General features: G+C 43.8%; 15 protein-coding genes, 1 tRNA gene and 1 pseudogene. 11 read left to right on the top strand and 6 right to left on the bottom strand.

Annotated elements, in window-relative coordinates; all coding sequences use genetic code 11:
- The first annotated feature begins 640 nt into the window (after positions 1-640).
- The 5 genes and pseudogenes from F891_RS11045 to F891_RS11025 all read left to right on the top strand — a co-directional run bounded on the left by F891_RS11045 (position 641) and on the right by F891_RS11025 (position 11,055).
- Positions 641-2,242, top strand: a complete 1,602-nt coding sequence (locus F891_RS11045) for an isocitrate lyase (protein WP_004280550.1) — start codon at positions 641-643, stop codon at positions 2,240-2,242.
- A gap of 257 nt (positions 2,243-2,499) precedes the next feature.
- Positions 2,500-5,595, top strand: a complete 3,096-nt coding sequence (locus tag F891_RS11040) for a multidrug efflux RND transporter permease subunit (RefSeq protein WP_005263537.1) — start codon at positions 2,500-2,502, stop codon at positions 5,593-5,595.
- 172 nt (positions 5,596-5,767) lie between these two features.
- Positions 5,768-8,896, top strand: a pseudogene (locus F891_RS11035) (efflux RND transporter permease subunit).
- Positions 8,897-9,058: 162 nt separating this feature from the next.
- Positions 9,059-10,399: a magnesium transporter gene (mgtE, locus tag F891_RS11030; RefSeq protein WP_004280544.1), complete on the top strand. Its 1,341-nt coding sequence runs from the start codon at positions 9,059-9,061 to the stop codon at positions 10,397-10,399.
- Positions 10,400-10,473: 74 nt separating this feature from the next.
- On the top strand, positions 10,474-11,055 hold the full coding sequence (locus F891_RS11025; RefSeq protein ID WP_004280542.1) for a DUF4112 domain-containing protein: 582 nt from the start codon (positions 10,474-10,476) through the stop codon (positions 11,053-11,055).
- An 80-nt stretch (positions 11,056-11,135) separates the two neighbouring features.
- Here F891_RS11025 and htpX read toward each other — a convergent pair whose 3' ends face one another.
- Both htpX and F891_RS11015 read right to left on the bottom strand, forming a co-directional pair.
- A complete protein-coding gene (gene htpX, locus F891_RS11020) occupies positions 11,136-12,041 on the bottom strand; it encodes a protease HtpX (RefSeq protein WP_005263532.1) in 906 nt (301 codons plus the stop codon).
- Between the two features lie 176 nt (positions 12,042-12,217).
- Positions 12,218-13,090 carry a lytic transglycosylase domain-containing protein gene (locus F891_RS11015; protein ID WP_005263523.1) on the bottom strand — a complete coding sequence of 291 codons (873 nt, stop codon included), beginning with the start codon at positions 13,088-13,090 and terminating at the stop codon, positions 12,218-12,220.
- Positions 13,091-13,589: 499 nt separating this feature from the next.
- Here F891_RS11015 and ttcA point away from each other — a divergent pair, with 499 nt between their 5' ends.
- Together ttcA and F891_RS11005 are read left to right on the top strand one after the other, a co-directional pair.
- Entirely contained in the window at positions 13,590-14,516 is a 927-nt protein-coding gene (ttcA, locus tag F891_RS11010; RefSeq protein ID WP_004280538.1) for a tRNA 2-thiocytidine(32) synthetase TtcA, read from the top strand.
- Positions 14,517-14,722: 206 nt separating this feature from the next.
- A complete protein-coding gene (locus tag F891_RS11005; RefSeq protein WP_004280536.1) occupies positions 14,723-15,109 on the top strand; it encodes an SCP2 sterol-binding domain-containing protein in 387 nt (128 codons plus the stop codon).
- A 93-nt stretch (positions 15,110-15,202) separates the two neighbouring features.
- On the opposite strand, the gene F891_RS11000 is transcribed toward F891_RS11005, so the two are convergent.
- A complete protein-coding gene (locus tag F891_RS11000; RefSeq protein ID WP_004280534.1) occupies positions 15,203-16,318 on the bottom strand; it encodes an MltF family protein in 1,116 nt (371 codons plus the stop codon).
- 362 nt (positions 16,319-16,680) lie between these two features.
- Here F891_RS11000 and greB point away from each other — a divergent pair, with 362 nt between their 5' ends.
- From greB to epmA, 4 genes are all read left to right on the top strand, one after another.
- On the top strand, positions 16,681-17,175 hold the full coding sequence (gene greB, locus F891_RS10995; protein WP_004280533.1) for a transcription elongation factor GreB: 495 nt from the start codon (positions 16,681-16,683) through the stop codon (positions 17,173-17,175).
- A gap of 88 nt (positions 17,176-17,263) precedes the next feature.
- Positions 17,264-17,353 (top strand) — tRNA-Ser (locus F891_RS10990).
- 180 nt (positions 17,354-17,533) lie between these two features.
- Complete coding sequence (locus F891_RS10985) at positions 17,534-18,601, top strand: 4-phosphoerythronate dehydrogenase (protein WP_004731842.1); 1,068 nt, start codon at positions 17,534-17,536, stop codon at positions 18,599-18,601.
- The gene (gene epmA, locus F891_RS10980) at positions 18,598-19,572 is read left to right on the top strand and encodes an EF-P lysine aminoacylase EpmA (protein ID WP_004731841.1); all 975 of its coding nucleotides are present in this window, start codon (positions 18,598-18,600) and stop codon (positions 19,570-19,572) included. The genes F891_RS10985 and epmA overlap by 4 nt, the downstream gene beginning before the upstream one ends.
- Before the next feature lie 83 nt (positions 19,573-19,655).
- Here epmA and F891_RS10975 read toward each other — a convergent pair whose 3' ends face one another.
- From F891_RS10975 to F891_RS10965, 3 genes are all read right to left on the bottom strand, one after another.
- Complete coding sequence (locus F891_RS10975; protein WP_004280529.1) at positions 19,656-20,891, bottom strand: multifunctional CCA addition/repair protein; 1,236 nt, start codon at positions 20,889-20,891, stop codon at positions 19,656-19,658.
- A 94-nt stretch (positions 20,892-20,985) separates the two neighbouring features.
- Entirely contained in the window at positions 20,986-23,265 is a 2,280-nt protein-coding gene (locus tag F891_RS10970) for an NADP-dependent malic enzyme (protein ID WP_004280528.1), read from the bottom strand.
- Positions 23,266-23,405: 140 nt separating this feature from the next.
- Positions 23,406-26,282: a putative bifunctional diguanylate cyclase/phosphodiesterase gene (locus F891_RS10965; RefSeq protein WP_004731837.1), complete on the bottom strand. Its 2,877-nt coding sequence runs from the start codon at positions 26,280-26,282 to the stop codon at positions 23,406-23,408.
- Positions 26,283-26,401: the final 119 nt, after the last annotated feature.

The following is a 26,401-nucleotide window of genomic DNA, read 5'->3' as shown; positions in this document are numbered from 1 at the left end:
TACAAGAAATTATGAAGATTATGCCATAATTGCCGGGCCTTGTGTAAAGCGTCGATGAAAAAAAGCCATGTGCTCACTGATAAAGTTTACAAAATTAACACAGGCTTAAGCTCCATTATTCAAAGTGTACATAAGAGAAAAGATGCACGTTAAATAGAATATCATTTAGCCTTTTTATAGAGGGAAATGAAAACCATCTTTTCGCTTTAAAAGAACATGAGAAAGGCTGTTCTTACGTTCAGTATTTGAGTGAAAAGTACACTAAATCGAGAATTCATCAAGTTGAATAAATCATCAAAGATCAGTATTTTTTAAAGATAAAAGGGCATAAACCCCATATCCAGACTTAAGTCTAATGAATTATTTTTAAGCAACATGTGGAAATTTTATCCATTTTTATTTTTAAATAAATATATATAAAACATAATCTTAATTTAATCTATCAAGATTGTAATAAGACTTTGATCTACTCATTTTTTAAATAAATACTGAAGATTCTTGCAGACTATTGGATTAATTTTCATAAGCCCACTAATCTTTAGCTATCCCAACGGATCGTCGAAAATCTGAACAAGTCATTGAGGGTGTGATTTGAGCGGTTCGTTGCAGAAAAATCCTAATATTATTACAGGAATATATCATGACTACATACCAAACAGCGATTGATGCAATCCGCGAATTAAAAGCGAAATTCGGTAACACTTGGGCAGACATCAGTCCTGAAGATGCTGCGCGTATGCAACTTCAAAACCGTTTCAAAACTGGTTTAGACATTGCGAAATATACAGCGGCAATTATGCGTCGTGATATGGCTGCTTATGATGCAGACTCTAGCAAATACACTCAATCACTAGGTTGCTGGCACGGTTTCATCGCGCAACAAAAAATGATTGCGAACAAAAAATACTTCGGTACAACTGAACGTCGCTACATCTACCTTTCTGGTTGGATGGTTGCAGCGCTTCGTTCAGAATTCGGTCCACTTCCTGACCAATCTATGCACGAAAAAACGTCTGTTCCTGCATTGATCGAAGAAATCTACACATTCTTACGTCAAGCTGACGCGAAAGAATTAAACGACTTGTTCCGTGCACTTAAAAAAGCACAAGAAGCGGGCGACACTGCTAAAGCAGCTGAAATCACTTCACAAATCGACAACTTCCAAACTCACGTTGTGCCAATTATTGCGGACATCGACGCTGGTTTCGGTAACGAAGAAGCGACTTACTTACTTGCTAAGAAAATGATCGAAGCGGGTGCTTGTGCACTACAAATCGAAAACCAGGTTTCTGATGCGAAACAATGTGGTCACCAAGCTGGTAAAGTAACAGTTCCACACGAAGACTTCATCGCGAAAATCCACGCTCTTCGCTATGCATTCCTAGAAATGGGTCTTGATGACGGTATCATCGTTGCACGTACTGACTCTGAAGGCGCTGACTTGACTCAAAAAATCCCAGTGGTTAAAGAGCCAGGCGACATCGCTTCTCAATACATCAGCTACTTAGACACAACTGAAATCGACATTTCAGAAGCGCAAGAAGACGAAATCCTGATCAAGCGTGATGGTAAACTTCACCGTCCTAAACGTCTTGCTTCTGGTCTATACCAGTTCCGTGAAGGCACTCAAATTGACCGCGTTGTACTTGACTGTGTAACTAGCTTACAGAACGGTGCTGACCTTCTTTGGATCGAAACTGCGACGCCTAACGTTGCTGAAATCGCTCACATGGTTAACCGTGTACGTGAAACAGTTCCAAATGCGAAACTTGTTTATAACAACTCGCCTTCGTTCAACTGGACTTTAAACTTCCGTCAACAAGCATATGACCGTTGGGTTGCTGAAGGTAAAGACGTTTCTGCTTACGACCGTGCTAAGTTAATGAGCGCTGAGTACGATGCAACTGAACTGGCTGCTGAAGCTGACGAAAAAGTTCGTACATTCCAAGCTGACGCTGCTCGTGAAGCGGGTGTGTTCCATCACTTGATCACACTTCCGACTTACCACACAGCTGCGCTTTCTACTCATGAGCTTGCTCAAGGTTACTTCGGTACTGAAGGTATGTTGGCTTATGTTGCTGGCGTACAACGTAAAGAAATCCGCGGCGGTATCGCATGTGTTAAACACCAAGCAATGGCTGGTTCTGACATCGGTGATGACCACAAAGAAATCTTCGCTGGTGACAATGCGTTGAAAGCTGGTGATGATTCTAAAAACACAATGAACCAGTTCAGCGCTTAATCCGCTCAATTGATTCACCAAAAAACCCTGCATCTGCAGGGTTTTTTGTTTGGAAAAATGCTATTAATAAATAGGGAAGAGCAATCTCAATAACGTGCTCAAGAGGGATTATCCATAATTTCTCCATGATTGGTTTTTATCGCAGCTTTTATGTGTTTAATTCTTGCATTCTAGTGCTATGTCACTGAATATTTGGATATAGCATGCTTATGTTCTGCATCAATTTACCCCTATTTAATTAAAAGTGACCCGGACTTATGCTGTCTAAATTTTTTATCCACCGCCCGATCTTTGCTGGGGTGCTGGCGATTGTTGTCATGGCAATCGGCTTGTTCGCAGGGATGAACCTGCCAGTGGAACGTTATCCGGACATTGCCCCGCCAAGGATAACGGTGGCAGCAACTTATAGCGGTGCTTCTGCGGAAACTGTGGAAGAAAGCGTGACTCAAGTGCTGGAACAGCAAATCAAAGGCATTGATCATCTGCTGTATTTCAGCTCGAGTAGTGATTCTTCAGGGCGCAGCCGGGTCAGTATTAGCTTTGAAAATGGCACCGATCCGGATACTGCACAGGTGCAGGTACAAAATGCGATTAATGGCGTTCTGAACCGCTTGCCAGAAGATGTGCAACGACAAGGTGTCAACGTCTTTAAATCGCTCGGCGATACCCATATGGTGATCAGCCTGTATGATGAGTCGGGGCGCAGCAACAATATTGAACTTTCCGACTATCTGATGACCCATCTGGAACAGGACATTTCCCGGATTGAAGGCATTGGTGAGGTTGATGTTTTTGGTTCACAATATGCGATGCGGATCTGGCTGAATCCGGTAAAATTAAAACAATATAACCTGATGCCAAGCGATGTGCGTGCTGCGATTGAAGCCCAGAATACTCAGGTCGCTGCTGGTGCGATTGGTGATCTTCCCGCCATAGACGAGCAATACCTGAATGCCAAAGTTACTTCGGGTTCACGGCTAAAAACCGTGGAAGAATTCCAGAATATTATTGTCAAATCGGATCGTGCCGGCAGCTTTATTTATTTGAAAGATATTGCGCGGGTAGAACTGGGTGCTGAAAATTATCAGTCTTATAGTACCAATAATGGTTATCCATCGGCAGGTCTGGGTATTTCGCTGGCGTCAGGTGCCAATGCCATTGCCACCTCTAATCTGATTAAAGCTGAAATTGCCCGTATTTCCCAGCAATTGCCTGAAGGCTATAAAATTGCCTATCCACGTGATAATACGCCTTTTGTACAAGAATCAATTAAAGAAGTGGTCAAAACCCTGATCGAAGCCGTGATTTTGGTCATCATTGTGATGTTCATTTTCTTGCAGAACTGGCGTGCCACCTTGATTCCTACCGTGACTGTTCCGGTAGTGATTTTGGGTACCATGGCGGTGCTGTATGCACTGGGTATGAGTATCAACACCTTAACCTTATTTGCGCTGGTTCTGGCGATCGGTCTGTTGGTGGATGATGCGATTGTTGTGGTGGAAAACGTTGAACGATTGATGCATGAAAAGCAACTGTCCGCCAAAGACGCTGCCCTGGAATCCATGCAGGAAATTAGTGGGGCACTGATCGGGATTACTTTGGTCTTAACCGCAGTCTTTATTCCAATGGCTTTTTTTGGTGGATCGACTGGCGTGATCTATCGCCAGTTTTCTATCACTTTGGTTGCGGCCATGTCGCTGTCTTTAATGGTGGCATTGATTCTAACCCCAGCATTGTGCGCGCTTATTCTAAAACCGAATCCTAAACCGGCAAAATGGGCGTCCTGGTTTAACCAGAAACTGGAGCATTTAAAATATCGATATCTGAATTTGTCTAAACTCACGATTCAGCGTCAGGCGATCTGTTTGCTGCTGTTTGCCGGATTGATCGGTGTGTTTGCGCTGTTCTATCGTGCCTTGCCGACCAGTTTCTTGCCAAGTGAGGATCAGGGGATTTTAAGCCTGCAGATTAAATTGCAGGAAGGCGCCCCGATGAAAAATACCATTCAGATCGGTGAAGAAGTCCGTAAGTATTTTCTGGATCAGGAACAAGCCAATGTCAATCTGGTGATGATCCGTTATGGGCGAAATTTCTCTGGAACTGGTCAGAACCTCGCGACCGGTTTCGTGGCGTTGAAACATTGGGATGAGCGTTCCGGTCAGGACAATACTGCACAAGCGATTCGTGAACGGGCCTTGAAGCATTTTCAAGGCAATCGCAATGCACAAATTAACGTGTCCATGCCAGCTTCAGTCAATGGCCTGGGACAAACCGATGGTCTGGATTTCTGGATTCGAGACATCAATGGCAATGGCCGACAATATCTGGAACAGCAATTTAGAGCGCTGGAAGCTCGGGCGGGCAACTATACGAGCTTTGAAAATCTGGGCAAACGTTCTAATCCTGACAAAGCAGAGCTACGCGTTAATATTGATCAGAAACAGGCCATGGCCAACGGCCTGACTCAATCGGCAATCAACAGTACCTTATCCAGTGCCTGGGGGGGCAGTTATATCAATGACTTTATTGATCGCGGCCGGATTAAACGGGTGATCATGCAGGGTGATGCTGAATTCCGTTCCAAGCCGGAAGATCTGGCGCAGTGGCATGTGCGCAATGACCAGAATCAGATGGTGCCTTTTAGCAACTTCTCGCAAGTGGGCTGGAGTGGTGGCCCTGAAGTGGTCAACCGTTTTATGGGTTATACCGCATTGCAAATGGAAGCGGATCGGGCTAAGGATAGCAGTTCTGGCCAGGCCATGCAGGATGTGGAAGCTTTGATTGCCGAGCAGGAGGGAGTCGATGTAGTCTGGAGCGGTCTTTCTTTCGAGGAAAAACAGTCCAATAATCAGGCGATCTGGCTGTATCTGATTTCAATTGGTTTTATTTTTCTCTGTCTGGCGGCTTTATATGAAAGCTGGAGCATTCCAACCGCCGTGATGTCAGCTATTCCACTCGGGATTGGCGGCAATATTATTTTCAGTTATCTGGCTGGTTTCCCGAATGATATCTATTTCCAGATTGCCTTGCTGACTACCATTGGTCTGTCCTGTAAGAATGCCATTCTGATTGTGGAATTTGCTTCATTAGCGCAGCAACAAGGTAAATCGGTAGTAGAAGCCGCACTAGAAGGTGCGTCTTTACGTCTACGTCCAATTTTGATGACCTCTCTGGCTTTTGGCGCAGGGATTTTACCGCTGGTCTTTGCTACAGGCGCTGGTGCGGTGAGTCGTCAGGAAATTGGCGTGAGTGTATTTAGTGGTGTCATTTTTGGAACATTGCTGGTGCTGATTTTTATTCCATTTATGTATGTTTTAATTCGTCGACTCATCATCAAAAAATCGCGTGCTTAAAATAAAGGAAAACTCTAGAGCTGAAAAATCCCCGTTTATACGGGGATTTTTTTATCGCCAAAACTCGTCCAATGACTGGTTGCGTTTTCAGCATGGTGTGAAAATTGCTATAAAAATCATCTATTCATACAAGAATGTGTCGTGAGAATGCATCTGATGGGGATTTTTATTCATGTTGTCACGCTTTTTTATTTATCGACCTAAATTTGCAACCGTGATTGCCATTATCATGATGGTATTAGGAATTTTTGCACTGCAAAAAATTCCGATTGAGCATATGCCGAATATGGATGCACCTGCGTTAGGTGTTTCTGCGGGGTATCGTGGTGCATCTGCGGAAACCGTTGAGCAATCGGTCACGCAAATTTTAGAACAAGCGATAAAAGGCATTGAAGGTTTGGAAAGCTTTCAGTCCAACAGTAGCGTGGGGCGTGCAAATCTGGCCCTGTCGTTTGAGCAAGGCGTGGATCTCGATCAGGCATTGTTGCAAGTGCAAAATGCGGTCAATGGTGTGCTAAGTCGATTGCCTGAAGAAACCCAGCAAAATGGAGTGGCTGTTTATAAACAAGGTTATGATCAATTTGCATTACTGAGTTTATATGATGAATCAGGGAAGGCGACACCTACAGAGCTTGCTGACTATTTAATGGTGCATGTCGAACCGCGTTTTTCCCGTATTGACGGGATGGGTGAAGTGGAGCTTTATGGCGCAGGCTATGCGATGCGCATTTGGCTCAATCCACATAAACTACGCCAATTTAATTTGATGCCGAGTGATATTCGCAATGCAGTCGAGACACAAAATGCACCACTTGTGTCTGGTTCTATTGGTGGATTACCCACAACACAAGATCAATACATGAATGCCAAGGTCAGTGCGGGATCACGTTTAAGTAGCATTGATGAATTTGAAGAAATCATTGTGAAGACAACAGATTCAGGTTCAGTACTGTACTTGAAAGATGTTGCACGTGTTGAGTTAGGGGCAGAAAGTTATAACCATTTAAATTATACCAACGGTCATTTATCCGCTGCATTATCGATTCAATTGGCGCCACGGAGTAATGCGATTGCGGTTTCAGAGCAGATGCAAACGGTGTTGAAAAATGCCCAAGCCAATTTGCCTGCACATTATCAATTGCGTATGACCATGGACAGAACCCCATTCATTACCAGTTCAATTGAACAAGTCGCGAAAACTCTGGTTGAAGCGATGGTACTGGTGGTTTTGGTAATGTTTATCTTCCTGCAAAACTGGCGCGCCACTATTATTCCTGCAGTCACCATTCCGATTGTAGTTTTAGCCACATTTGCGGTGCTGTATGTACTGGGAATGAGCTTAAACAGTTTTACCTTGTTTGCCCTGATTTTGGCGATTGGTCTGTTGGTCGATGATGCCATTGTAGTAGTGGAAAACATTGAACGTTTGATGCATGAAGAACATTTGGATGCTCAGGCTGCAGCTTTAAAGTCAATGAAGGAAATTAGCGGTGCATTGATCGGGATTACTTTGGTCTTAACTGCTGTATTTATTCCCATGGCATTTTTTGGCAGTATGACAGGGGTCATCTATTGTCAGTTTTCCATCACGTTGGTCGTGGCAATGCTACTTTCTTTATTGGTAGCACTTATCATCACCCCTACATTTGCAGCGCAACTGCTAAAGCGTCAACCACATCAACCAAAATGGGCAAAGCGTTTTAATCGTGGCATGGATAAGCTCACCATGCGTTACCAAAAGCTTTCTGCACGTAGCATGCAGTTTAAAATGACGATGTTGGCTGTATTTAGTATATGTGTTTTAGGCTTTGGCTGGCTTTATAAAACCTTGCCCGAAGGCTTGATGCCAACGGAAGATATGGGCTTTGTCATGGGTCAAATTGTGATGCCGGGTAATGCACCACGTTCTGAGATAGAAAAAGTCGGGCGTTAAGTCCAAGACTATTTAATGCAGCATGAATCTGAGCGCATCCAGAGCATTGGGATTTGGTATAGTGGAAACAATGTTGGAGTTGGGCCTTATCGTGGTCAGCTTTTTGTCGTATTAAAGGACTGGGCAGCGCGTAAAAATCCTGAAGATACCGTCTTTGCCATTGTAGATCGTGCACAAAAGCACTTTGCCAATCATGCCAATGCCCAGATTTTCTTTATGGCGCCTTCTATGTCAAGTAATGGACGTGTGGTCGACTTCTGGTTACAAGATCTAGATTCAAGGGGTAGCGAGTTTTTACAGCAATCCTTCTCTGAGATTGAAACCCGTGCCAAAGCAAAATCATCGATTGAATATTTACAACTTGATGTACCCAAAGAAAGTGCCGAGCTGAATATTAAACTGGATATAGAACGTTTACTCAAATATGCCGTACCTCAGCAAAGTTTTAACAGTACGTTGGCTGCGGCTTGGAGTGGTACCTATATCAATGACTTTATTGATCGTGGACAAATCAAACGGGTCATCATGCAAGGCGAAGCGGAGTTCCGTTCTAAACCTGAAGATTTGGCACATTGGCATGTCCGCAATAGCACAGGCGAAATGTTATCGTTTAATCAATTCACTACGCTGAATTGGCAAGGTGGACCGAATAGTATCAATCGTTATATGGGCTATAACGCCGTGCCTGTATATGCAGGTATTCCCAAAGATCAATTTTCGAGTCAAACCATGCAAGATGTCGAAGCTTTAGTCGATGAACAAGACGGAGTAAATTTGGCCTGGAGTGGAGCTGCACTAGAAGAAAAACGCAGCAGTGGGCAAGCTATTTTCTTGTATCTAATTTCGATTGCCTTTATTTTCTTATGTTTAACGGCACTTTATGAAAGCTGGACGATTCCTGCTGTGGTGTTGACCGCGATTCCTCTGGGCGTAGGAGGGAGTATTCTGTTCTGTGCCTGGTTCGGTTTTGCAAACGATATTTACTTCCATATCGCCCTGCTGACGACCATCGGTCTGTCCTGTAAAAATGCAATTTTGATTGTAGAGTTTGCCGCACAAGCAGAGCGGGCAGGTCATACTCCGGTTCAGGCCGCGATACTGGCCGCGGGCTTACGCTTGCGTCCTATTCTCATGACCTCCATTGCATTTGCAGCGGGCGTACTGCCTTTGATGTTTGCCACCGGCGTCAGTGCAATCAGCCGGCAGGAGATTGGCAGTAGTGTTTTTGGTGGGGTGCTATTTGCCACTGTCCTGGTACTGCTGTTTATTCCCTTTATGTATGTATTGATCCGTGGTCTGATGATTAAAAAAACAGTTTCTCAATCAGTGGTGATAGATCATCCATCTTTAGAAAGTGAACAAGCCTGACTCAGTCAGGCTTTTTTCTAGCTAAATATCGAGGAATTGATTTATACAAAAAATATCGTCATATTGCAGCATGATCATTAAAATTATTCACATGAAAAATTAGGATACATAGGGATCAGGACAAACCTCTCTTGAATGCCAGACTTTTATAATGAGCTGCTTATGCCGACAATTTCAGAAAAAATCCAGCATATCCAACAACAATTACATTCTGAAAATCACGACATCGCTGTAGGCTTACTTAGTCAGCTGAATGTCGCCGATCAGGCGCGCATTTTAAGTCGTTTAGATGCTCGGCAACAGGCCCAAATTTTAAGGGAACTGAATGAATCAAGCTTGGTCTATGCTTTTATGCCCCTAGGGCAGCAGTTAAACGTGACCAAGCACCTATCTATTTCAGAACTTGTTCCCATTCTGGACGCAATGCCTTCTGATGATTTTGTCGATATTTATAAGCAGTTTTCGCCGCCGCTACAGCTGCAATTGATGAGCGCCTTGTCTGAAGAATCCCAGCAGACACTCACAGATCTGGCCATCTATCCGGAAGGCACGGCTGGGGCCATGATGAGCTCAAGTTTTGTGACGCTCTCACCCGATTTAACCATGGATGAAGCAATACAGGCTTTACGTGTGGTGGCCGCCGGGCAGGAAACCCTATATCTGATTTATATTGTCGATGCAGAAGAACGGCTGATCGGTGTGATTTCCCTAAGGCAGATCATTCAGGCCTTACCTGAGCTGAGCATTGCCGAGGTGATGCAACGCGAAGTGATTTCTGCCCAGGTAACAGATGATCAGGAAATTGTAGCTCGAGCCTTGGCCTACTATGATTTTATTGCTCTGCCTGTGGTTGATGCACAGCAAAAACTCTTAGGAATTGTTACTTATGACGATGCTATGGACATTGTCGAAGCCGAAACCACCGAAGATATTTTAAAGTCGGGTGCAGTGACGCCGTTGACTGAGCTGAGTCTGAAAACTGCCCCGATTTTGACCCTGTATCAGAAGCGGGTCTTTTGGCTAGTGATACTGGTTTTTGGGAGTCTACTGTCTGGAATCGGCATTGCACACTTTGAAGAGATCATTGCCGCACATATCGTGCTGGTATTTTTCTTACCGCTTTTGGTGGGCAGTGGCGGGAATGCCGGTTCGCAATCAGCCACCTTGATGGTACGTGCCTTGGCCACAGGCGATGTCGAGTTTAAGGACTGGTTTAACCTGCTCAGTCGTGAATCTCTGGTGGCGCTATGCTTAGGCGGCACTATGGCGATTGCGGTATCCATTCTGGGTTATATTCGGGGTGATATCATGGTGGCAGTGGTGTTGGCCATCAGTATGCTCGGGATTGTGTTGATGGGCTGCCTGATCGGTATGAGTCTGCCTTTTATTTTAAATAAACTCAAACTTGATCCTGCCAGTGCTTCGGCGCCGTTGGTGACTTCTATCTGCGATGCTACTGGTGTGATTCTGTATTTATTTGTGGCTTCCAAATTATTGTTTTAATTCACAGATTGATACATCAGCGTATAAAAAATACTTTATGCTCAAGAAAATCAGCATTATTTCTGGAATAACTTATGCCTGAGTCTGGACAAAAACCAAAACTAAGCCAACAAGAGGTGATACGTCTGGAACGTGATCTGGCCAAGTTTGCCAATATGATGGACTCCGTGGTGCGTATTCCATTTACCAAGCAAGGGGTGGGGGCAGACGCGGCTTTGAGTACGATTCCGGTTGCTGGAGATATTGCCGGTTTTGTACTGACCTGTTATGCCATTCATAAGGCCAAACAGATTGGGGTGCCGAGTGCCAAACTCAATCCAGTGATGAAAATGGCGGCGATCGATGCGGTAGTAGGATTTATTCCGGTGGCAGGCACGGTCTTTGATATTTTTATTCGGCCCAGTCGCAAAGCGCTCGATGTCGTGCACCTGCATATTCGCGAGGAATATCAGATTAATAGCGATCGACATGTGGTGCATCCATTTTTGCATGAAAGTCTGGAACGCAAACAACAGCAATCAGCATTCTGGCGCAATCCCGTGGTGGCCTGGATCTGGATTCATATCCCCGATATTTTAGGTACTTTATTCCTGATTGTATTTGTCTTCGCGATCGGGTGGGGTGCTATGGCGCTGTATCAATGGTTCAGCCAATGATAGGTCAGCTAAAGAATAATTGAATCCAATAAAAAAGCCTGCAATTGCAGGCTTTTTTTGAATCAAAAATAAAGTTTTACTTAAGCACAATCAAGTTGTTGCAATGCAGCGACACGTTGTTCGATGCTTGGATGCGTCTGGAACAATGCAGCAAGGCTAAAGCCTTCTTCTTTACCCGCAGAAATCGCAAATGCTTTCATTTCTTTCGGCATGGCATCTGGCATTTCAGATTCTGCCTGTAAGCGCAGTAATGCTGAAATCATGGCTTGTTTACCTGCCAGACGTGCACCTGCTTCATCAGCACGGTATTCACGGTGACGAGAGAACCACATCACAATCGACGATGCCAAGATACCGAACACGATATCCAGCACAATAGTAATCACGAAATAGGCAATACCCGGGGCTTCACCTTCTTCACGACCAAAGACATTGCGGTCAATAAAATCACCTGCGACACGTGCGAAGAACATCACGAAGGCGTTCACAACACCTTGGATTAGTGCCAGAGTGACCATGTCACCATTGGCGACATGACCAATCTCATGCGCTAATACTGCACGAAGTTCATCTTTGTTCATACGCTCAAGCAAGCCAGTTGATACCGCAACGAGAGCATCATTTTTGTTCCAGCCGGTGGCAAAGGCATTCGACTGGTAAGAGGGGAAAATACCCACTTCCGGCATTTTAATGCCTGCACGCTGAGAAAGTTGTGCAACTTCTTGGAGCAACCAGGCTTCAGCTTGGTTACGAGGTGCATTCGGGTCAATCAGTTCAGTACCCGTGGTCTTTTTCGCCATCCATTTAGACATGAACAGGGAAATCATTGAGCCGACCATACCGAACACAAAACAGATGACCAACAGGTTGCCTAGATTCAAGCCACCTACGCCATGGTAACTACCGACACCGAAGAGTGACAAGATAATGCCAGCTACAACCAGTACCGCGAGGTTGGTTAGCAAGAACAAACCAATCCGCATCATTGAGAAATCCTCTTATTACAGAAAAATAATCTGATTATTAAATGTAAATCATTGAAATCAATATGCGGTGAAATCGAGAAGAATTCAAGGAAAAAATAGCATTTGGCTACAAAAAACACAGGATATTTTTTGTACGAATTAAAACATAGGTCTTTAAAAACAAAGCTGTTTAGGAATTATTCACTCAAATATATTTTTGCAGATGCTGACGCATTCGCGGTGGCATAAGAGCCTGCCGGTGCATCGGTGAAACTGCCATCCGCTTGAGCAATGATCTGACGCTGATACTTAGCAGCCTGAATATAGGAAGCTGTGGTGGTTTCAGTCGAATAATTGTCAGAACTGGCAATCACACGGCCAGTACCAGAAGATGCTGTATAGGCAGCACTAGCATTGCCAATTCCTTGGGCATATAAGTTCTGATAACGGCTGCTGACACGACGGACATAGTCCTGAGTTTCACGAAACGGTGGCACGCCCTTATATTTGGCAACATTACCTTCACCGGCATTATAGCCTGCCAGTGCCAAAGTGGTATTGCCATTAAAGCGTTTCAATAACCAGGCCAGATATTTGGCACCTGCCATAATATTCTGCTGCGGGTCATAAGCGTTGCTGACATTAAAACGACGGGCAGTCGCCGGCATGAGTTGCATTAAGCCCTGTGCACCGACTGGAGAGCGTGCCTGTACATTAAAACCGGATTCGGTATGCATCACAGCTTTAATCAAGCCTTCAGACACGCCATAGGTTTGTGCTGCCTGACGGATGATCGAGTCATAGGCATTTTTATTTTTACTATAGCTAGGTAACACGGAAGCTTCACTCGAGCCCCAGTTACTATAACTATGAATATTGCTGTCGGGATAATAAGTTTTCTTTTCTACCTGCAGGTGATTATAGCGACTTTTCTTATTGGTCAATAAAGTACTACCATTACTGTCGCGTAATTGATAGATCGTTTGACCAGCATAAGCAAAATGACAACAGCTTGCTAATAGCAAACCACTGATCCCATAACCCCCCAAAACATACACATTTATTTTCATTGTTTATATTAAGTAAACACAAGCGAGAAAAATTTAATAAAGAGTTTAACAAAAAATTACGGAATGAAAAGACTTGTGCGCTGCATTTATAAACGAGTTTGTAAATGCAAGTCATTTTTTACATTTTAGCGATAGAAAAAAAAATATGATTTAATTTAAAACCTTAGGCTTGACAGGGTTAACTATTTGATTTTTATTAATAATTAAATTGATCAAAAAATGATCAATTCAAAGAAAAGCCTTATCTTTTGAGCCGGACAAGTTGTCAAGTCTGTTTCAATCCACAAAGTTATCCACAGCTTTTGTGGACAACTGTGGAAAAGTCCAAAAGATAAGCATCTTGACTAAAAAATGAACGCAATCGTTCAATATATCAATCTAAATAAAACATGAAAATGAAACTAATAAGACATTTTCATGAAAATAAATTCTTTTGATGCGATAGCGGTCCGAATCGGCTAAAATTGCGCGGTATTTTTTTTATGGGTTAATCTCGTCTATGTACTCGCCAGTTGAGTCCGAACAAGGATTTAATTTCAAACCTGAACTGCCAACAAGCTCAGCCTACTACCGTTTGTTGAAGAAGCTTCGCCGCCAGGTCGGACATGCCATTCGTGACTTCAAGATGATTGAAGAAGGCGATAAGGTCATGGTGTGTATTTCTGGTGGTAAAGACAGTTATACCCTGTTGGATATCCTGCTACAGTTCAAGCGCATCGCACCGATCAATTTCGATGTAGTGGCTGTGAATCTGGATCAGAAACAGCCAGGCTTCCCTGAAGATGTTCTACCGCGTTATTTAGAAGAAAATAACATTCCGTATTACATTCTGGAAAAAGACACCTACAGCATTACCAAAAAACTGACGCCAGAAGGCAAAACCTATTGTGCAGTCTGTTCGCGTTTGCGTCGTGGTTCTTTATACGGTTTTGCGCAGGAAATTGGCGCGACCAAAGTTGCTTTAGGCCATCATCGTGATGATATCCTGGCGACTTTCTTCCTGAACCTGTTCCATGGCGGCAGCTTGAAAGCTATGCCACCAAAACTGTTGTCTTCAGACAAAAAGAACATTCTGATTCGCCCACTGGCCTATGTGGAAGAAAAAGACATCATCAAATATGCAGAAATGCGTCAATTTCCAATTATTCCATGTAATTTATGTGGCTCTCAGGACAACCTGCAGCGCGCAATTATCAATGACATGTTACGTGATTGGGATAAAGCACATCCAAAACGTCTGCACAGCATTTTTGGCGCATTGCAAAATGTTTCGCCATCGCAGCTGGTCGATCGTGAATTATTTGATTTTGAAGTGCTGGACAGTCAGCGTGAATTCGACTTCAAAGGCGGTGATTCAACTGAAGAAGCTGTGGAAGGCGAGAACCGTCGGATCAATATGGTCAATCTGGGCTTTGCTGCAGACTAATTTTAGAACGTGTAGACATCAGCCTGCGGGTTGATGTCTGCTTATAAACATAAATAAAAATAGAACTACAAAAATTGAACGGCGCGTACAAAATTCTTTAGCCTTTGCGCTAATGATCATGATATAACAAAGCACAAGCATAATAGCTTCAACATGATGTCGTCTGGATAGTCGACACAAATGAACAAATAATTTGAGGAAAGATCATGCCTGCTTTTTTAACTGATGATTGGTTTTCAACTGTAGAAACTCTAACTGCGCAAGCTGGCGATTTGAATTTGCCACCAGCTTTGGCGAACCTTGCGATTAATTTGGTTGTAGCGGACACTACAGGTAATACTGAACTATCTTTAGATGGTGGGGCAATCAAGAAAGGTTTGTCTTCAAATGCCAAAACCACGCTGAATATGGATGGCGAAACTCTACGTAAAGTTTTCCTGGAATTTGATATGGCTGCTGCGATGCAGGCCTTCATGACCGGCAAAATCAAAGTACAGGGTGATATGTCACAATTGATGGCACTTCAAACTGCAAAGCCAAGTCAGGAACAAAAAGATTTGTTCAAGAAAGTGCTTGAAAATACTACGGCTTAATTCTGCTAAGACATTAGCCTGAATGAAGACCAAAAAAGCTTACCCTGAGGTAAGCTTTTTTTATGGCATTTTGATTAACGCTAAGGTTTCAGCTTAGATATTCACCAATTGTGGTGTGGTCTTGATATGCTCCAGATAAGCACGAATACGGGTCACATATTGTACCGCTTGACGGTAGCGACCATTATTGGCTTTATTTTGATCCAGATAGGCATATAAATTCACCCAGTTATTCGGGTTCTTGCCTTGCGACTGAATGCGCTTTTGCAACTGATTCACTGCACCTGGGCCCATATTATAAGCCACCAGTGCAAACCAGTTTCGATCTGGAAAAGGAATATGATCATAGCGACTAAGCATTTGATCATAATACTTGGCACCACCCTGAATGCTTTGAGCCGGATCAGTACGGTTACTCACGCCCATTGCTTTGGCTGTACTGTTGGTCAGCATCATCAAACCACGCACACCCGTCGGAGAAACTGAATTCGGTTTCAGATAAGATTCCTGATAACCAATGGCCGCCAGTAAATGCCAATCCAGATCATACTGCTGCGCTGTCTGTTTAAAACTCGCTTCATAGATCGGCAGACGGTTGTTCAAATCACGTTGAATGGTGGTCCAAGATTCCTCTTTCACGACATTCTGATTATAAAATGAAGCAAGCTGCTTAATGGCACCACTTTGTTTGCCTTTGCAGACAAAAGCACTGGCCGTCTGGCTCAAAGGATCTGTAGCAGATTTAAACACCAGATTTAAATTGGTATTCAAGCCATTACTCGACAGAATTGATTCATCGCCACAAGTGGCCGAGAACGACGTCAAACGCTTGTTTTCAATGGTGCGTATATCAGTAGTCGTCATAGCCAGATTGGCTTTACCCTGAGCAACCCACTGTAGGGCAGTCTGATTATCAGGAACGATTTTAAAATCGAGTTTTACATTCAGATTGTTAGCATAGTTACGAACCAGATCATAACCGAAGCCATGCAGATGTTGTCCATCCTGGAATACGGTAGTCGGATTTTCAACCGCAACCACGGTCAACTTATTGCTATTGACCACATGATCAAACTGAAGTGTGGTCTTACTTGCATTGATACTGTGTAGGGGAATAAATGCAGTGCTCAGTACAAGTGCTTTCAAAGGGAGAGAAGAAATTACAGATCTTAGGCAAAGCCTCGACCCAGTGGATGAACTACTGTGCATGTTGTCTCCGCTACAAGTAATTTATGCCCTAAAAATCACAGCCAATAAAGCCAGAAATTTTAACAGTTTGATAAATTCAATAAGGGTTGGGCAGTCATGACGTCATTCAAAATGACAAGAGATTTAAAGATAATTATGTAGAAAAACTACATAGATTAAAAAGTAAGCATTTCCGGAAGTTGCTGGCATATTAATGATCTAAAAAACGATTGTCAAATTTTGTACACAAATTATTTTTAAAAATAATTTTAAGATACTGAAATATAAAGTTAATTTTTTTGGAATTTTGCCATTGTGTTAAAATGGTAAATAAAATAAGCTGTTTGTAAGTTAAAACACTGAAAATATGATCAGCAAGACGTATGAAATCCAACTTAATCACCCGTGCTGGACACGATAAATTGGTGGCAGAACTTAAGAATCTCTGGCATGAAGAGCGTCCTGAAATTACCAAAAAAGTGAACTGGGCAGCCAGTCTCGGCGACCGTTCTGAAAACGCAGACTACCAATATAACAAGCAAATTTTGCGTAAAATTGATCGACGGGTCAGGTATCTCGGCAAGCGCCTCGAAGAACTGAAAATCATCGATTTTTCCCCGGAGCAGGAGGGTAAGGTTTATTTTGGTGCTTGGGTAGAAATTGAAAACGAAGAAGGCGAACAAAAAACTTTACGCATTGTTGGTGTAGATGAAATTTATGATCATCATCCGCAGCATATATCGATCAGTTCACCGATGGCACGCGCGTTATTGGGCAAGCAGGTCGATGATGAGGCCGAGGTATTGACCCCCTCCGGCAAAAAACTCTGGTTCATCAATTCAATTCGTTATGAAAAGTCAGAAAATTCAGCAGATTAATGGAATTGATTTTATTTTGTGCAGTTGATGCAGTGAAAGTATAAAAATATTTGCCAAGCGTGATTTTTGTTTATATCATGTCGGCCATGGAAGCGTGGCAGAGCGGTTTAATGCACCGGTCTTGAAAACCGACGAGGGTGTGAGTCCTCCGTGAGTTCGAATCTCACCGCTTCCGCCAAATTTTAAAAACCCCAGTCGAAAGATTGGGGTTTTTCTTTTTAGGCTGCAGATCTTGAATATTAAATTCTTCAGTCCTGAACTTAATTCATAAAATCTTGAAAAATGGACGTATCGGCCAAATATAGAGTCAGAGGCGTCAACGCGCTATCATACGTCCAAGCATCATATGGATCTCATTATGAAAATTGTCGCAGATGAAAATCTGGCATTTACCGATTATTTCTTTTCCGAATTTGGTGATATTCAACATCGTGCAGGGCGAACCTTAAGCGCAGATGATGTCAAAGATGCCGATAGCCTGTTGGTACGTTCAGTGACTCAGGTCAATGAAGTACTGCTACAGAATAGTTCGATTAAATTTGTGGGTAGTGCCACCATTGGCACAGATCATTTGGATATTGCTGCATTAGAACAGCATGGGATTCAATGGAGTAATGCGGCCGGCTGTAATGCGCAAGCGGTGGCTGAATATGTCATTACCGCATTATTGCAGGTACGTCTTGAATTACTCGATGCCAATGCGACATTTACCTTGGGTATTGTCGGTTTGGGTAATGTCGGAACCCGTCTGGCTTATATGGCGAAACTTTTGGGCTGGCGTGTGATCGGTTGCGATCCTTTTGTGCAAAGAGAGCAGGTTGATCAAGTCGAATTTCATGAACTGCTGCAGCAGGCGGACGCCGTTTCAATTCATGTCCCTTTAACCAAAACAGGCATATATCCAACCTATCATTTATTTAATGCTACTGCGTTGGCAAAAATGCAGCCTGACGCGATCCTGATTAACTCAGCGCGTGGGCCAGTGATTGAAGAAACTGCCTTAATTCAAGATATTAAAGCGACACAACGCCCCGTAATTTTGGATGTTTTTGAACACGAACCGCTGATTTCAGCAGAACTTCTGAATCTGGTGACTTTGGTGACTCCGCATATTGCCGGCTATAGCCTGGAAGGCAAGGCACGTGGTACCCAGATGATTTACGAAGCTTTTTGTCAAACTTTCGGTTTTGCAGCCAATAAACAGTTTGAATCCCAGCTGCCTATCTGTGAGCAGTTTTTTCAGGGGCAGGATTTAAAAATGGCATTGCAACAGCATTTATCCCAAATTTATGACATTGCTCGTGATGATGCCAATCTACGTGCCTGTCTCAAAGAAGGCAAAATCGATCAGCAGGCATTTGATCATTTACGTAAAACCTATCCGCTGCGTCGTGAGTGGGCAGCACATGGTGGGCCGAAGGCATGACGATGACGTATCAACCCACTTGTGACCTTCAAGCCATGCGTGCACGGGCGACCTTATATCGTCAAATCCGTCAATTTTTCGCTGAGCGGGATGTATTAGAGGTGGAAACACCGATTTTGTCTCAAGCCGGTGTGACCGATGTGCATTTAGCCTCGGTACAGGCACAGCGCCATGTGCTGGGTAAACTGAATACGCATTATTTGCAGACCTCACCCGAATTTGCTATGAAGCGCTTATTGGCCAGTGGTAGTGGACCCATTTACCAAATCTGTAAGGTCTTCCGCAATGATGAGCATGGACGCAAGCACAATAGCGAATTCACCATGCTGGAATGGTATCGCCCGGGATTTAGCTTAAAAGATCTGATGTTTGAAGTATCGGATTTGCTGAATGTGACTTTGAAAGCACGTTTTGGTGAAATCCGTCCGACTATTCTGAGTTATAAACACGCTTTTATGGATCGTCTGGATCTCAATCCGCTTCAGGCAACTTTGCAGGAACTGAAAGACTGCTGCCGCCGCGTCGGTTTAAGTCTGGATCTGGGAAATGACCGTCTTGGCTATATCGACCTGTTATTTTCACATATGGTTGAACCGAGTCTAGGGTTTGATACCGCAGTATTCCTGACTGATTTCCCCCCTGAAATGGCTTCTTTGGCCAAAACCCGAATTGATGAAGATGGTGAACTGGTTGCCGCACGTTTTGAGCTATATATCGAAGGTTTGGAATTGGCCAATGCTTATGATGAGCTGATTGATGCTGACGTATTGCGTTCGCGCTTTGAGGCAGATAATGCTGAACGAGCCAAACTTGGCTTGCATGTCATGCCTATCGATGAATATTTACTGGCGGCTTTACCGAATATGCCGGAATGTTCAGGAATTGCCCTTGGAATTGACCGTTTGCTGATGATTGCGACCAATCAAATGAAACTGGAGCAAGTAATCAGCTTTCCGGCAGATATTTCCTGATGGTACTGATCCAATATTTCTTAATTCCTTTTTTGATAAAGAGAAATTAAGTTATTAAAAAAGCACCCGAGGGTGCTTTTTTATTATTCAATCGCTACGGTCTGTTGTGTTTTGAGTTCACCAAGTGCTTGAATCCGCCGTTCAATCAGCATTTCGCCAATGTCCGCTCCCTGAATATCGGCAGGCAGGTCTTGTGCTTTAATGGCACGTACTATCTGCATGGCATCAAGTACATATTGTGCTTGTGGATAGGCACGATCTTCCAGTCCTAAACGGCCACGTGAATCACATTCACAGGCCTGTACAAAAGCTTCGACACGCTCGGGACGACGTAAAACGTCCAGACGCTGCAATAATCGCCATAAAGTACCGGGTTTGAGATTAAATGCCTGATGACATTTCAGATGCTCTTTACATACTGCCAACGCCAGTTGCTTGGTATAGGTCGGTACTTTTAAGCGATCACACAGTTCATTCACTGGCTTGATGCCACGTTCTTCATGCATGATATGTCGCGGTAATTCTTCAACCGGCGTCAAAGCCTTGCCTAAATCATGCACTAAAACGGCAAAACGTACATCCAGACTATAATTTTGACGACACGCCTGCTGCAAGGACATCATCGTGTGAATGCCACAGTCAATTTCTGGATGATATTCAGGGCGTTGTGGAATGCCATATAAGGCGTCAATCTCAGGGAATAGCACCTTTAAAGCACCACATTGACGTAATACTTCAAAATACACATCAGCATGGCGTTCAGATAATGCACGCGAAGTTTCTTTCCATACACGTTCCGGTGTCAATGCATTTAATTCACCCGATTCAGTCAAGCGCTGCATTAACGCCAAAGTTTCATCGGCAATCACAAAACCTGCACTGGTATAACGGGCAGCAAAACGGGCAATGCGTAGCACGCGTAATGGATCTTCGACAAATGCATCGGAAACATGACGTAGAATCCGGTTTTCCAGATCCTGTTGACCACCATAAGGATCATAAACCTGGCCGGCATCATCCATGGCCATGGCATTAATGGTCAGATCGCGACGAATCAAATCTTGCTCCAGTGTAACGCTGACATCGGTATGAAACTCAAAACCATGATAACCGGCGCCAGATTTACGTTCGGTACGCGCCAGTGCATATTCTTCTTTTGTTTGGGGATGTAGAAAAACAGGAAAATCTTTGCCTACGGGCTGATAGCCTAAGTCAAGCATTTGCGCGGGAGTTGCACCAACAACCACATAATCTTTTTCGTGATAGGGGTGTCCGAGCAAATGATCTCGAACTGCGCCCCCTACTAAATAAACTTGCATGAAAAAACCTCTATTCTTACAAGCATCATGCTACAGAATAGAGGTTTTCTCAAGTTAAGAAACGAGGCTGATGCGTCGTTATCTTGTCATTGGCTTAAAGTGCATCTTGTTCCGCTTGCTGGATTTCTGCAACAGTGAGTGCGGTCATGTTGATTACACGACGCGTAGTCGCAGTCGGCGTCAAAATGTGCACAGGTTTCGCAGCACCCAACAGAATTGGACCAATCGTTACGTTGTTGCCTGAAGTTGCCTTTAACAGGTTAAACGAGATATTGGCAGCATCCAGATTCGGCATGATCAGCAAGTTTGCAGAGCCTTTGAAACGTGAATTAGGGAATGCAAACTGACGAATGTTCTCATCCAGTGCAGCATCACCGTGCATTTCACCTTCAACTTCCAGCTCAGGCGCGATTTCAGACAGGATGTCATACACCTTACGCATTTTTTGCGCGCTGGCATCATGCTGGTCTGAACCAAAGCTTGAATGAGAAAGCAGGGCAATACGTGGTGTCATACCAAAACGGCGAACTTCTTCAGCAGCCAGAATGGTCATTTCAGCCAGCTGTTCAGCCGTTGGATTAGTATTGACATACGTATCGGCAATGAACAGGTTACGGTCTTCAAGCATCAAGGCATTCAAGGTAAAGAAAGTGTTATGACCATCTTTCTTGCCAATGATGTTGCTGACGAAGTCCAGGTGAATGTCGTAGCTTGAATACGTACCACACAGCATACCATCTGCCATACCATGTTTCACAAGCATCGCTGCGATCAGGGTCGAGCGACGACGTGCTTCACGCTGTGCATATTCAGGCGTTACACCCTTGCGCTGCATGATGTTGTAGTAATCATCTGCAAACATTTCATAGTTCGGGTTCTTTTCCTGATCAACAATCGTGATATTCACACCATCTTCAAGACGCAGACCCAATTTTTTAATGTTGGCTTCAATGACAGCTGGACGGCCTACCAGAATCGGAATTGCCAAACCGTCATCTACCGCGATTTGAACTGCGCGAAGTACACGCAGGTCTTCACCTTCTGCATAAGCAATACGTTTAGGATCAGATTTAGCCTGTTCAAAGATTGGTTTCATCATGAATGCAGAGTTGTAGACAAACTCAGACAAACGTTGACGATAATGCGAGAAATCCGTGATTGGACGTGTTGCCACGCCAGAATCCATTGCTGCTTGTGCAACAGCAGGTGCGATTTCTAGAATCAAACGTTGATCCAGTGGGCCCGGAATCAGGTATTCACGGCCAAATGATGCCGATTTTTCACCATAGGTTGCCGCATCAGCTTCAACGTGTGCCATACGTGCAATCGCGTGGACACAGGCAATTTTCATTTCTTCGTTAATGGTGGTTGCACCAACGTCCAGCGCACCACGGAAGATGTACGGGAAGCACAGTGCGTTATTCACCTGGTTCGGATAGTCAGAACGGCCGGTTGCCATAATCACGTCATCACGGACTTCATGTGCATGTTCAGGCAGAATTTCTGGATCCGGGTTTGCCAAGGCAAAGATGATCGGATCTTCAGCCATGACCTTGACCATTTCTTTGGTCAGAATGCCCGCAGCAGAAAGACCGAGGAACATGTCTGCACCCGCAATCACGTCACCAAGCTGAGTAGCTTCGATGTCTTGTACATAGGCTTTCTTGGATTCATCCAGGCCTTCACGATGCGTAGTCAGCAGACCGCGTGAATCGGCAACGATGATGTTCTCTTTTTTAGCACCCAGAGCGCAAAGCAGATTCAAACAAGACAGTGCAGCAGCACCCGCGCCTGAAGCCACAATCTTGATGTCTTCAATTTTTTTGCCGTTGATTTGCAATGCGTTGAGGAGCGCAGAACCGACAATGATCGAAGTACCGTGCTGATCATCATGGAATACCGGAATATTCATGCGTTCACGCAATTTTTGCTCGATATAGAAACACTCTGGCGCCTTGATATCTTCAAGGTTAATCCCGCCGAAAGTCGGTTCTAATGCAGCGACAATATCCACAATTTTGTCTGGATCATTTTCAGCAATTTCGATATCGAATACATCAACGCCAGCAAATTTTTTGAATAATACGCCTTTACCTTCCATAACAGGTTTAGAAGCCAAAGGACCAATATTACCCAGGCCAAGCACGGCAGTACCATTGGTCACGACAGCAACCAGGTTACCACGAGCCGTATACAATGCAGCAGTTGAAGGGTCGCGTTCAATCTCAAGACATGGTGCAGCTACGCCAGGCGAGTAAGCAAGGGCCAAGTCACGTTGGTTGACCAATTGTTTGCTTGGTGTAACGCTGATTTTCCCCGGGGTAGGAAACTCGTGATAATAAAGGGCCTGTTGCTTTAAAGATTGTTCGTCCATCAGTCTCTCGATCGTTGTAAAGATTACCCGGTCAGCGGGCAAAGAATTTATTTATGTTCCTGAATATACCATTTGTTAGCCAGTTCGGACAGACAAAGACGGCCGTTTTTCCAACAAACTTATTGTGGTCGGGTATGGACTTAGACTTGAGATATATAAGTCTGATGTGTCTTGTCTCGCACTAAATAAGCGGTTGCATCCTGCTCAGGAAGCGGTTTGGAAAATAAGTAACCTTGGGCAATATCACAGTCTAAATCACGTAGATATTCTAGCTGCTCTTCAGTCTCGATGCCTTCCGCGACCACGGTCATGCCCATGGCTTTACCCATGGCCACCATGGCACTGACAATGGCTGCCTGCTTATTTTCCCCAATCTTGCAAACAAAACTGCGATCAATTTTTAAGGTATCAATCGGAAAATCAGCAAGATAGGAGAGAGAAGAATAACCTGTACCGAAATCATCTAGGGCAATATGAATATGTCGCTGTTTAATTTCATTCAGCAGGTTTTTGACCGCTTCCGAATTTTCAATTAAAGAAGATTCGGTAATTTCCAGCTCCAGGCTGGCGCCAGAAATCTGGTTGTCTGCAATGGCTTGGTCCAGATCATCAAGTAATTGACCACGACGCAATTGCTGCGCCACGATATTGACTGATACACAAATATGATTAAAGCCCAGATCATTCCATTGGCGAATCTGTTTAGCGGCCTGCTGGATCACTAGGCGGCCAATGTCTGAAATCAGGCTGGTCTGTTCCGCTAAGGGGATAAACAGCCCTGGTGCAATAATACCTTTTTCTGGATGGTTCCAGCGAATCAGCGCTTCAAAGCCATAAATGCTTTGATCGCTGAAATTGATTTTTGGCTGATAATACACCACCAGTTCATTATTCTGGATCGCTTTACGCAGATCCCGTTCCAGAAAAACCCCTTTGTTCTGTAATGAATGATTTTCACTGGAATAAAAGTGAATAGTATTGCCGCCAAGATTTTTGGCTTCGTTCAATGCCTGTTCGGCGCAATTATTTAAATAATCCAGCTGACGGCCATGATCAGGATAGAATGCCACGCCCATGGACAGGGTAATCACATGATCCTGACCGTAAATATTGAATGGTCTGCTAAAGGCCTGAGCGATGCGTTCACAATGGTGTTGAACTGAAGGGCGAATATGTGAGATTTCATAGAGAATCGCAAAATCATCACCATTTAGATGTGCCACAAATAGCGCTTCTGCATTGGTCATCCGCAGCCGCTGCGCCACCTGGCGTAAAAGTTCATCACCGCCGTTATTGGACAGGTATTCATTTAATGGCCGGAAACGGTCGATGTTAAGCCGAATCACAGCCATCTCTTTAATCGAGTCTTTTTGCGAAACTAGATATTGATGCAGCTGATAATTATAATAAAAGCGGTTCGGTAAGTCAGTCAGCGTGTCATAATTTTCCAGATAGGACAGGCGCTGTTCCTGTAATTTACGTTCAGTCAGATCTGATACGATACCAATATAATGAGTAATCCTGCCTTCATCATCAGTCACGGCATTAATATGCAGCCATAAGGTCGACTCTTTACCAGACAGAAATTTTGCATAAACCTCTCCATCATAAGAGCCAATCTTTTGAATCTGTTTGACAATATTGGCCTGAAAAGTACGTTGCTGGGATTTATTTTGCACTGCAATATCAAATAAGGATTTACCGATAATCTCGTCACGCTCAAAACCGCTCAAGTATTCGTAGTGAGGATTGACATCGATATAATCTAATTCAGGATTCAGAATGAAAATCCCTTCCGCAGCCTGTTCCAGTACACTGGCCACCAGCTTTAAACGTTCTTGAGACAGACGTTCCTGCTGGATATCACGACGGATGCCCACCATACGCAAGGGTTTTTTATTTTTAGGATCACGACTGATCACCCGGCCAATATCATGTACCCAACTCCAGCCACCTTCACTGAGCTTGATCCGGTAAGTGGCATCATAGCGTTCAATCTGGCCACGCAGATGCTGCTTCATATTGCGCTTAAAATAGGCCAGATCTTCAGGGTGAATCAGATACTGTAATTGCAGATGATGATCTTTGGAATCGCGCAGAATCTTTTCGTCTTTATGATTGGTTAAGGTGATGCTGCGCTCTTGAATATTCCAGTCCCATGGCCGAATACCGGCAATTTCATGTGCAAGTTTTAGATTCTGCTGCTGATTCTTCAGGTCATGATTGATCTGTTCAATATCATAGGTACGTTCCCGTACTTTTTGCTCCAGCAATTGGTTACTGAGCTGTAATTGCTGTTCAATATCTTTGGATTTATTGACTTCAGTTTTGAGTTGCTGGCACAGTTCATCAGTCCAATGCACTTGCTGTTCTGCATTTTTCACCAAAATATCATTTTCTGCATACAGACGTGAGGTGCGGCTGTGAATTCGATAACTACTTGTCGCGCACAGCAGAATCACTATGAGCGCAAAGTTTAAGGCCAGACCAAAAAAGGGATTGGAATGACCGACATGGTCAAGCTGCGACAGTAAAAAAGGGAATAAGGACGGCAAAAAGACCAGACAAAAATAGCTCAGTTTCTGGGTCAGGTAGGTCAGGCCAAATGCTTGGCTTACAATCAGCAACAAGGCAGACAAGGTCAGTGCTTCAATATCTTCAAATACAGGATTGGCCTGCGGCAAATAGTAATAAATTGTATAAATACCGGCCGCGATACAGCTTCCGACTGCAAGGCTCTGCATCTGTAACCAGCGGTGCGCGCTTTTCTGATTATATTGTTCGGGTTTGAAATACAGCGTATTCACCAGCCAGCACATGCTGACCAGAAGTTCTGTCAGAATAAACCAGGTATTAAAATACGTATTAGAAGGACTATATTGAATGTGATAAATACAAAAAATATAGAGGCAAATCAACATGATACTGAGCAAAAAATAGCGACTATGGCGAAGCGTATTCGCAATTTGAGCATCATGCAAATGCTGCTGAATATAGTCGTCCTGATTATCAACCATGTGATTCAATGCCTGTATTCATCCTAAACGGTTTTCGTCCTTGTGCATTGTTGTTATAAAAACCCCAGGAAATGTGTGAAATCAATTAATAAGTATTTATTATTCTTTAGTCGAGATTA

Origin of the sequence: Acinetobacter sp. CIP 101966 (genome assembly GCF_000369725.1) — a bacterium.
In the GTDB taxonomy this organism is placed as follows: domain Bacteria; phylum Pseudomonadota; class Gammaproteobacteria; order Pseudomonadales; family Moraxellaceae; genus Acinetobacter; species Acinetobacter lwoffii_Q.
This window is presented reverse-complemented; position numbering and strand designations above follow the sequence as displayed.

Coding starts and splice junctions, on each gene's coding strand:
- F891_RS11045 (WP_004280550.1), top strand. CDS start 641: ATGACTACATACCAAACAGCGATTGATGCAATCCGCGAATTAAAAGCG.
- F891_RS11040 (WP_005263537.1), top strand. CDS start 2,500: ATGCTGTCTAAATTTTTTATCCACCGCCCGATCTTTGCTGGGGTGCTG.
- mgtE (WP_004280544.1), top strand. CDS start 9,059: ATGCCGACAATTTCAGAAAAAATCCAGCATATCCAACAACAATTACAT.
- F891_RS11025 (WP_004280542.1), top strand. CDS start 10,474: ATGCCTGAGTCTGGACAAAAACCAAAACTAAGCCAACAAGAGGTGATA.
- htpX (WP_005263532.1), bottom strand. CDS start 12,041: ATGATGCGGATTGGTTTGTTCTTGCTAACCAACCTCGCGGTACTGGTT.
- F891_RS11015 (WP_005263523.1), bottom strand. CDS start 13,090: ATGAAAATAAATGTGTATGTTTTGGGGGGTTATGGGATCAGTGGTTTG.
- ttcA (WP_004280538.1), top strand. CDS start 13,590: ATGTACTCGCCAGTTGAGTCCGAACAAGGATTTAATTTCAAACCTGAA.
- F891_RS11005 (WP_004280536.1), top strand. CDS start 14,723: ATGCCTGCTTTTTTAACTGATGATTGGTTTTCAACTGTAGAAACTCTA.
- F891_RS11000 (WP_004280534.1), bottom strand. CDS start 16,318: ATGCACAGTAGTTCATCCACTGGGTCGAGGCTTTGCCTAAGATCTGTA.
- greB (WP_004280533.1), top strand. CDS start 16,681: ATGAAATCCAACTTAATCACCCGTGCTGGACACGATAAATTGGTGGCA.
- F891_RS10985 (WP_004731842.1), top strand. CDS start 17,534: ATGAAAATTGTCGCAGATGAAAATCTGGCATTTACCGATTATTTCTTT.
- epmA (WP_004731841.1), top strand. CDS start 18,598: ATGACGATGACGTATCAACCCACTTGTGACCTTCAAGCCATGCGTGCA.
- F891_RS10975 (WP_004280529.1), bottom strand. CDS start 20,891: ATGCAAGTTTATTTAGTAGGGGGCGCAGTTCGAGATCATTTGCTCGGA.
- F891_RS10970 (WP_004280528.1), bottom strand. CDS start 23,265: ATGGACGAACAATCTTTAAAGCAACAGGCCCTTTATTATCACGAGTTT.
- F891_RS10965 (WP_004731837.1), bottom strand. CDS start 26,282: ATGGTTGATAATCAGGACGACTATATTCAGCAGCATTTGCATGATGCT.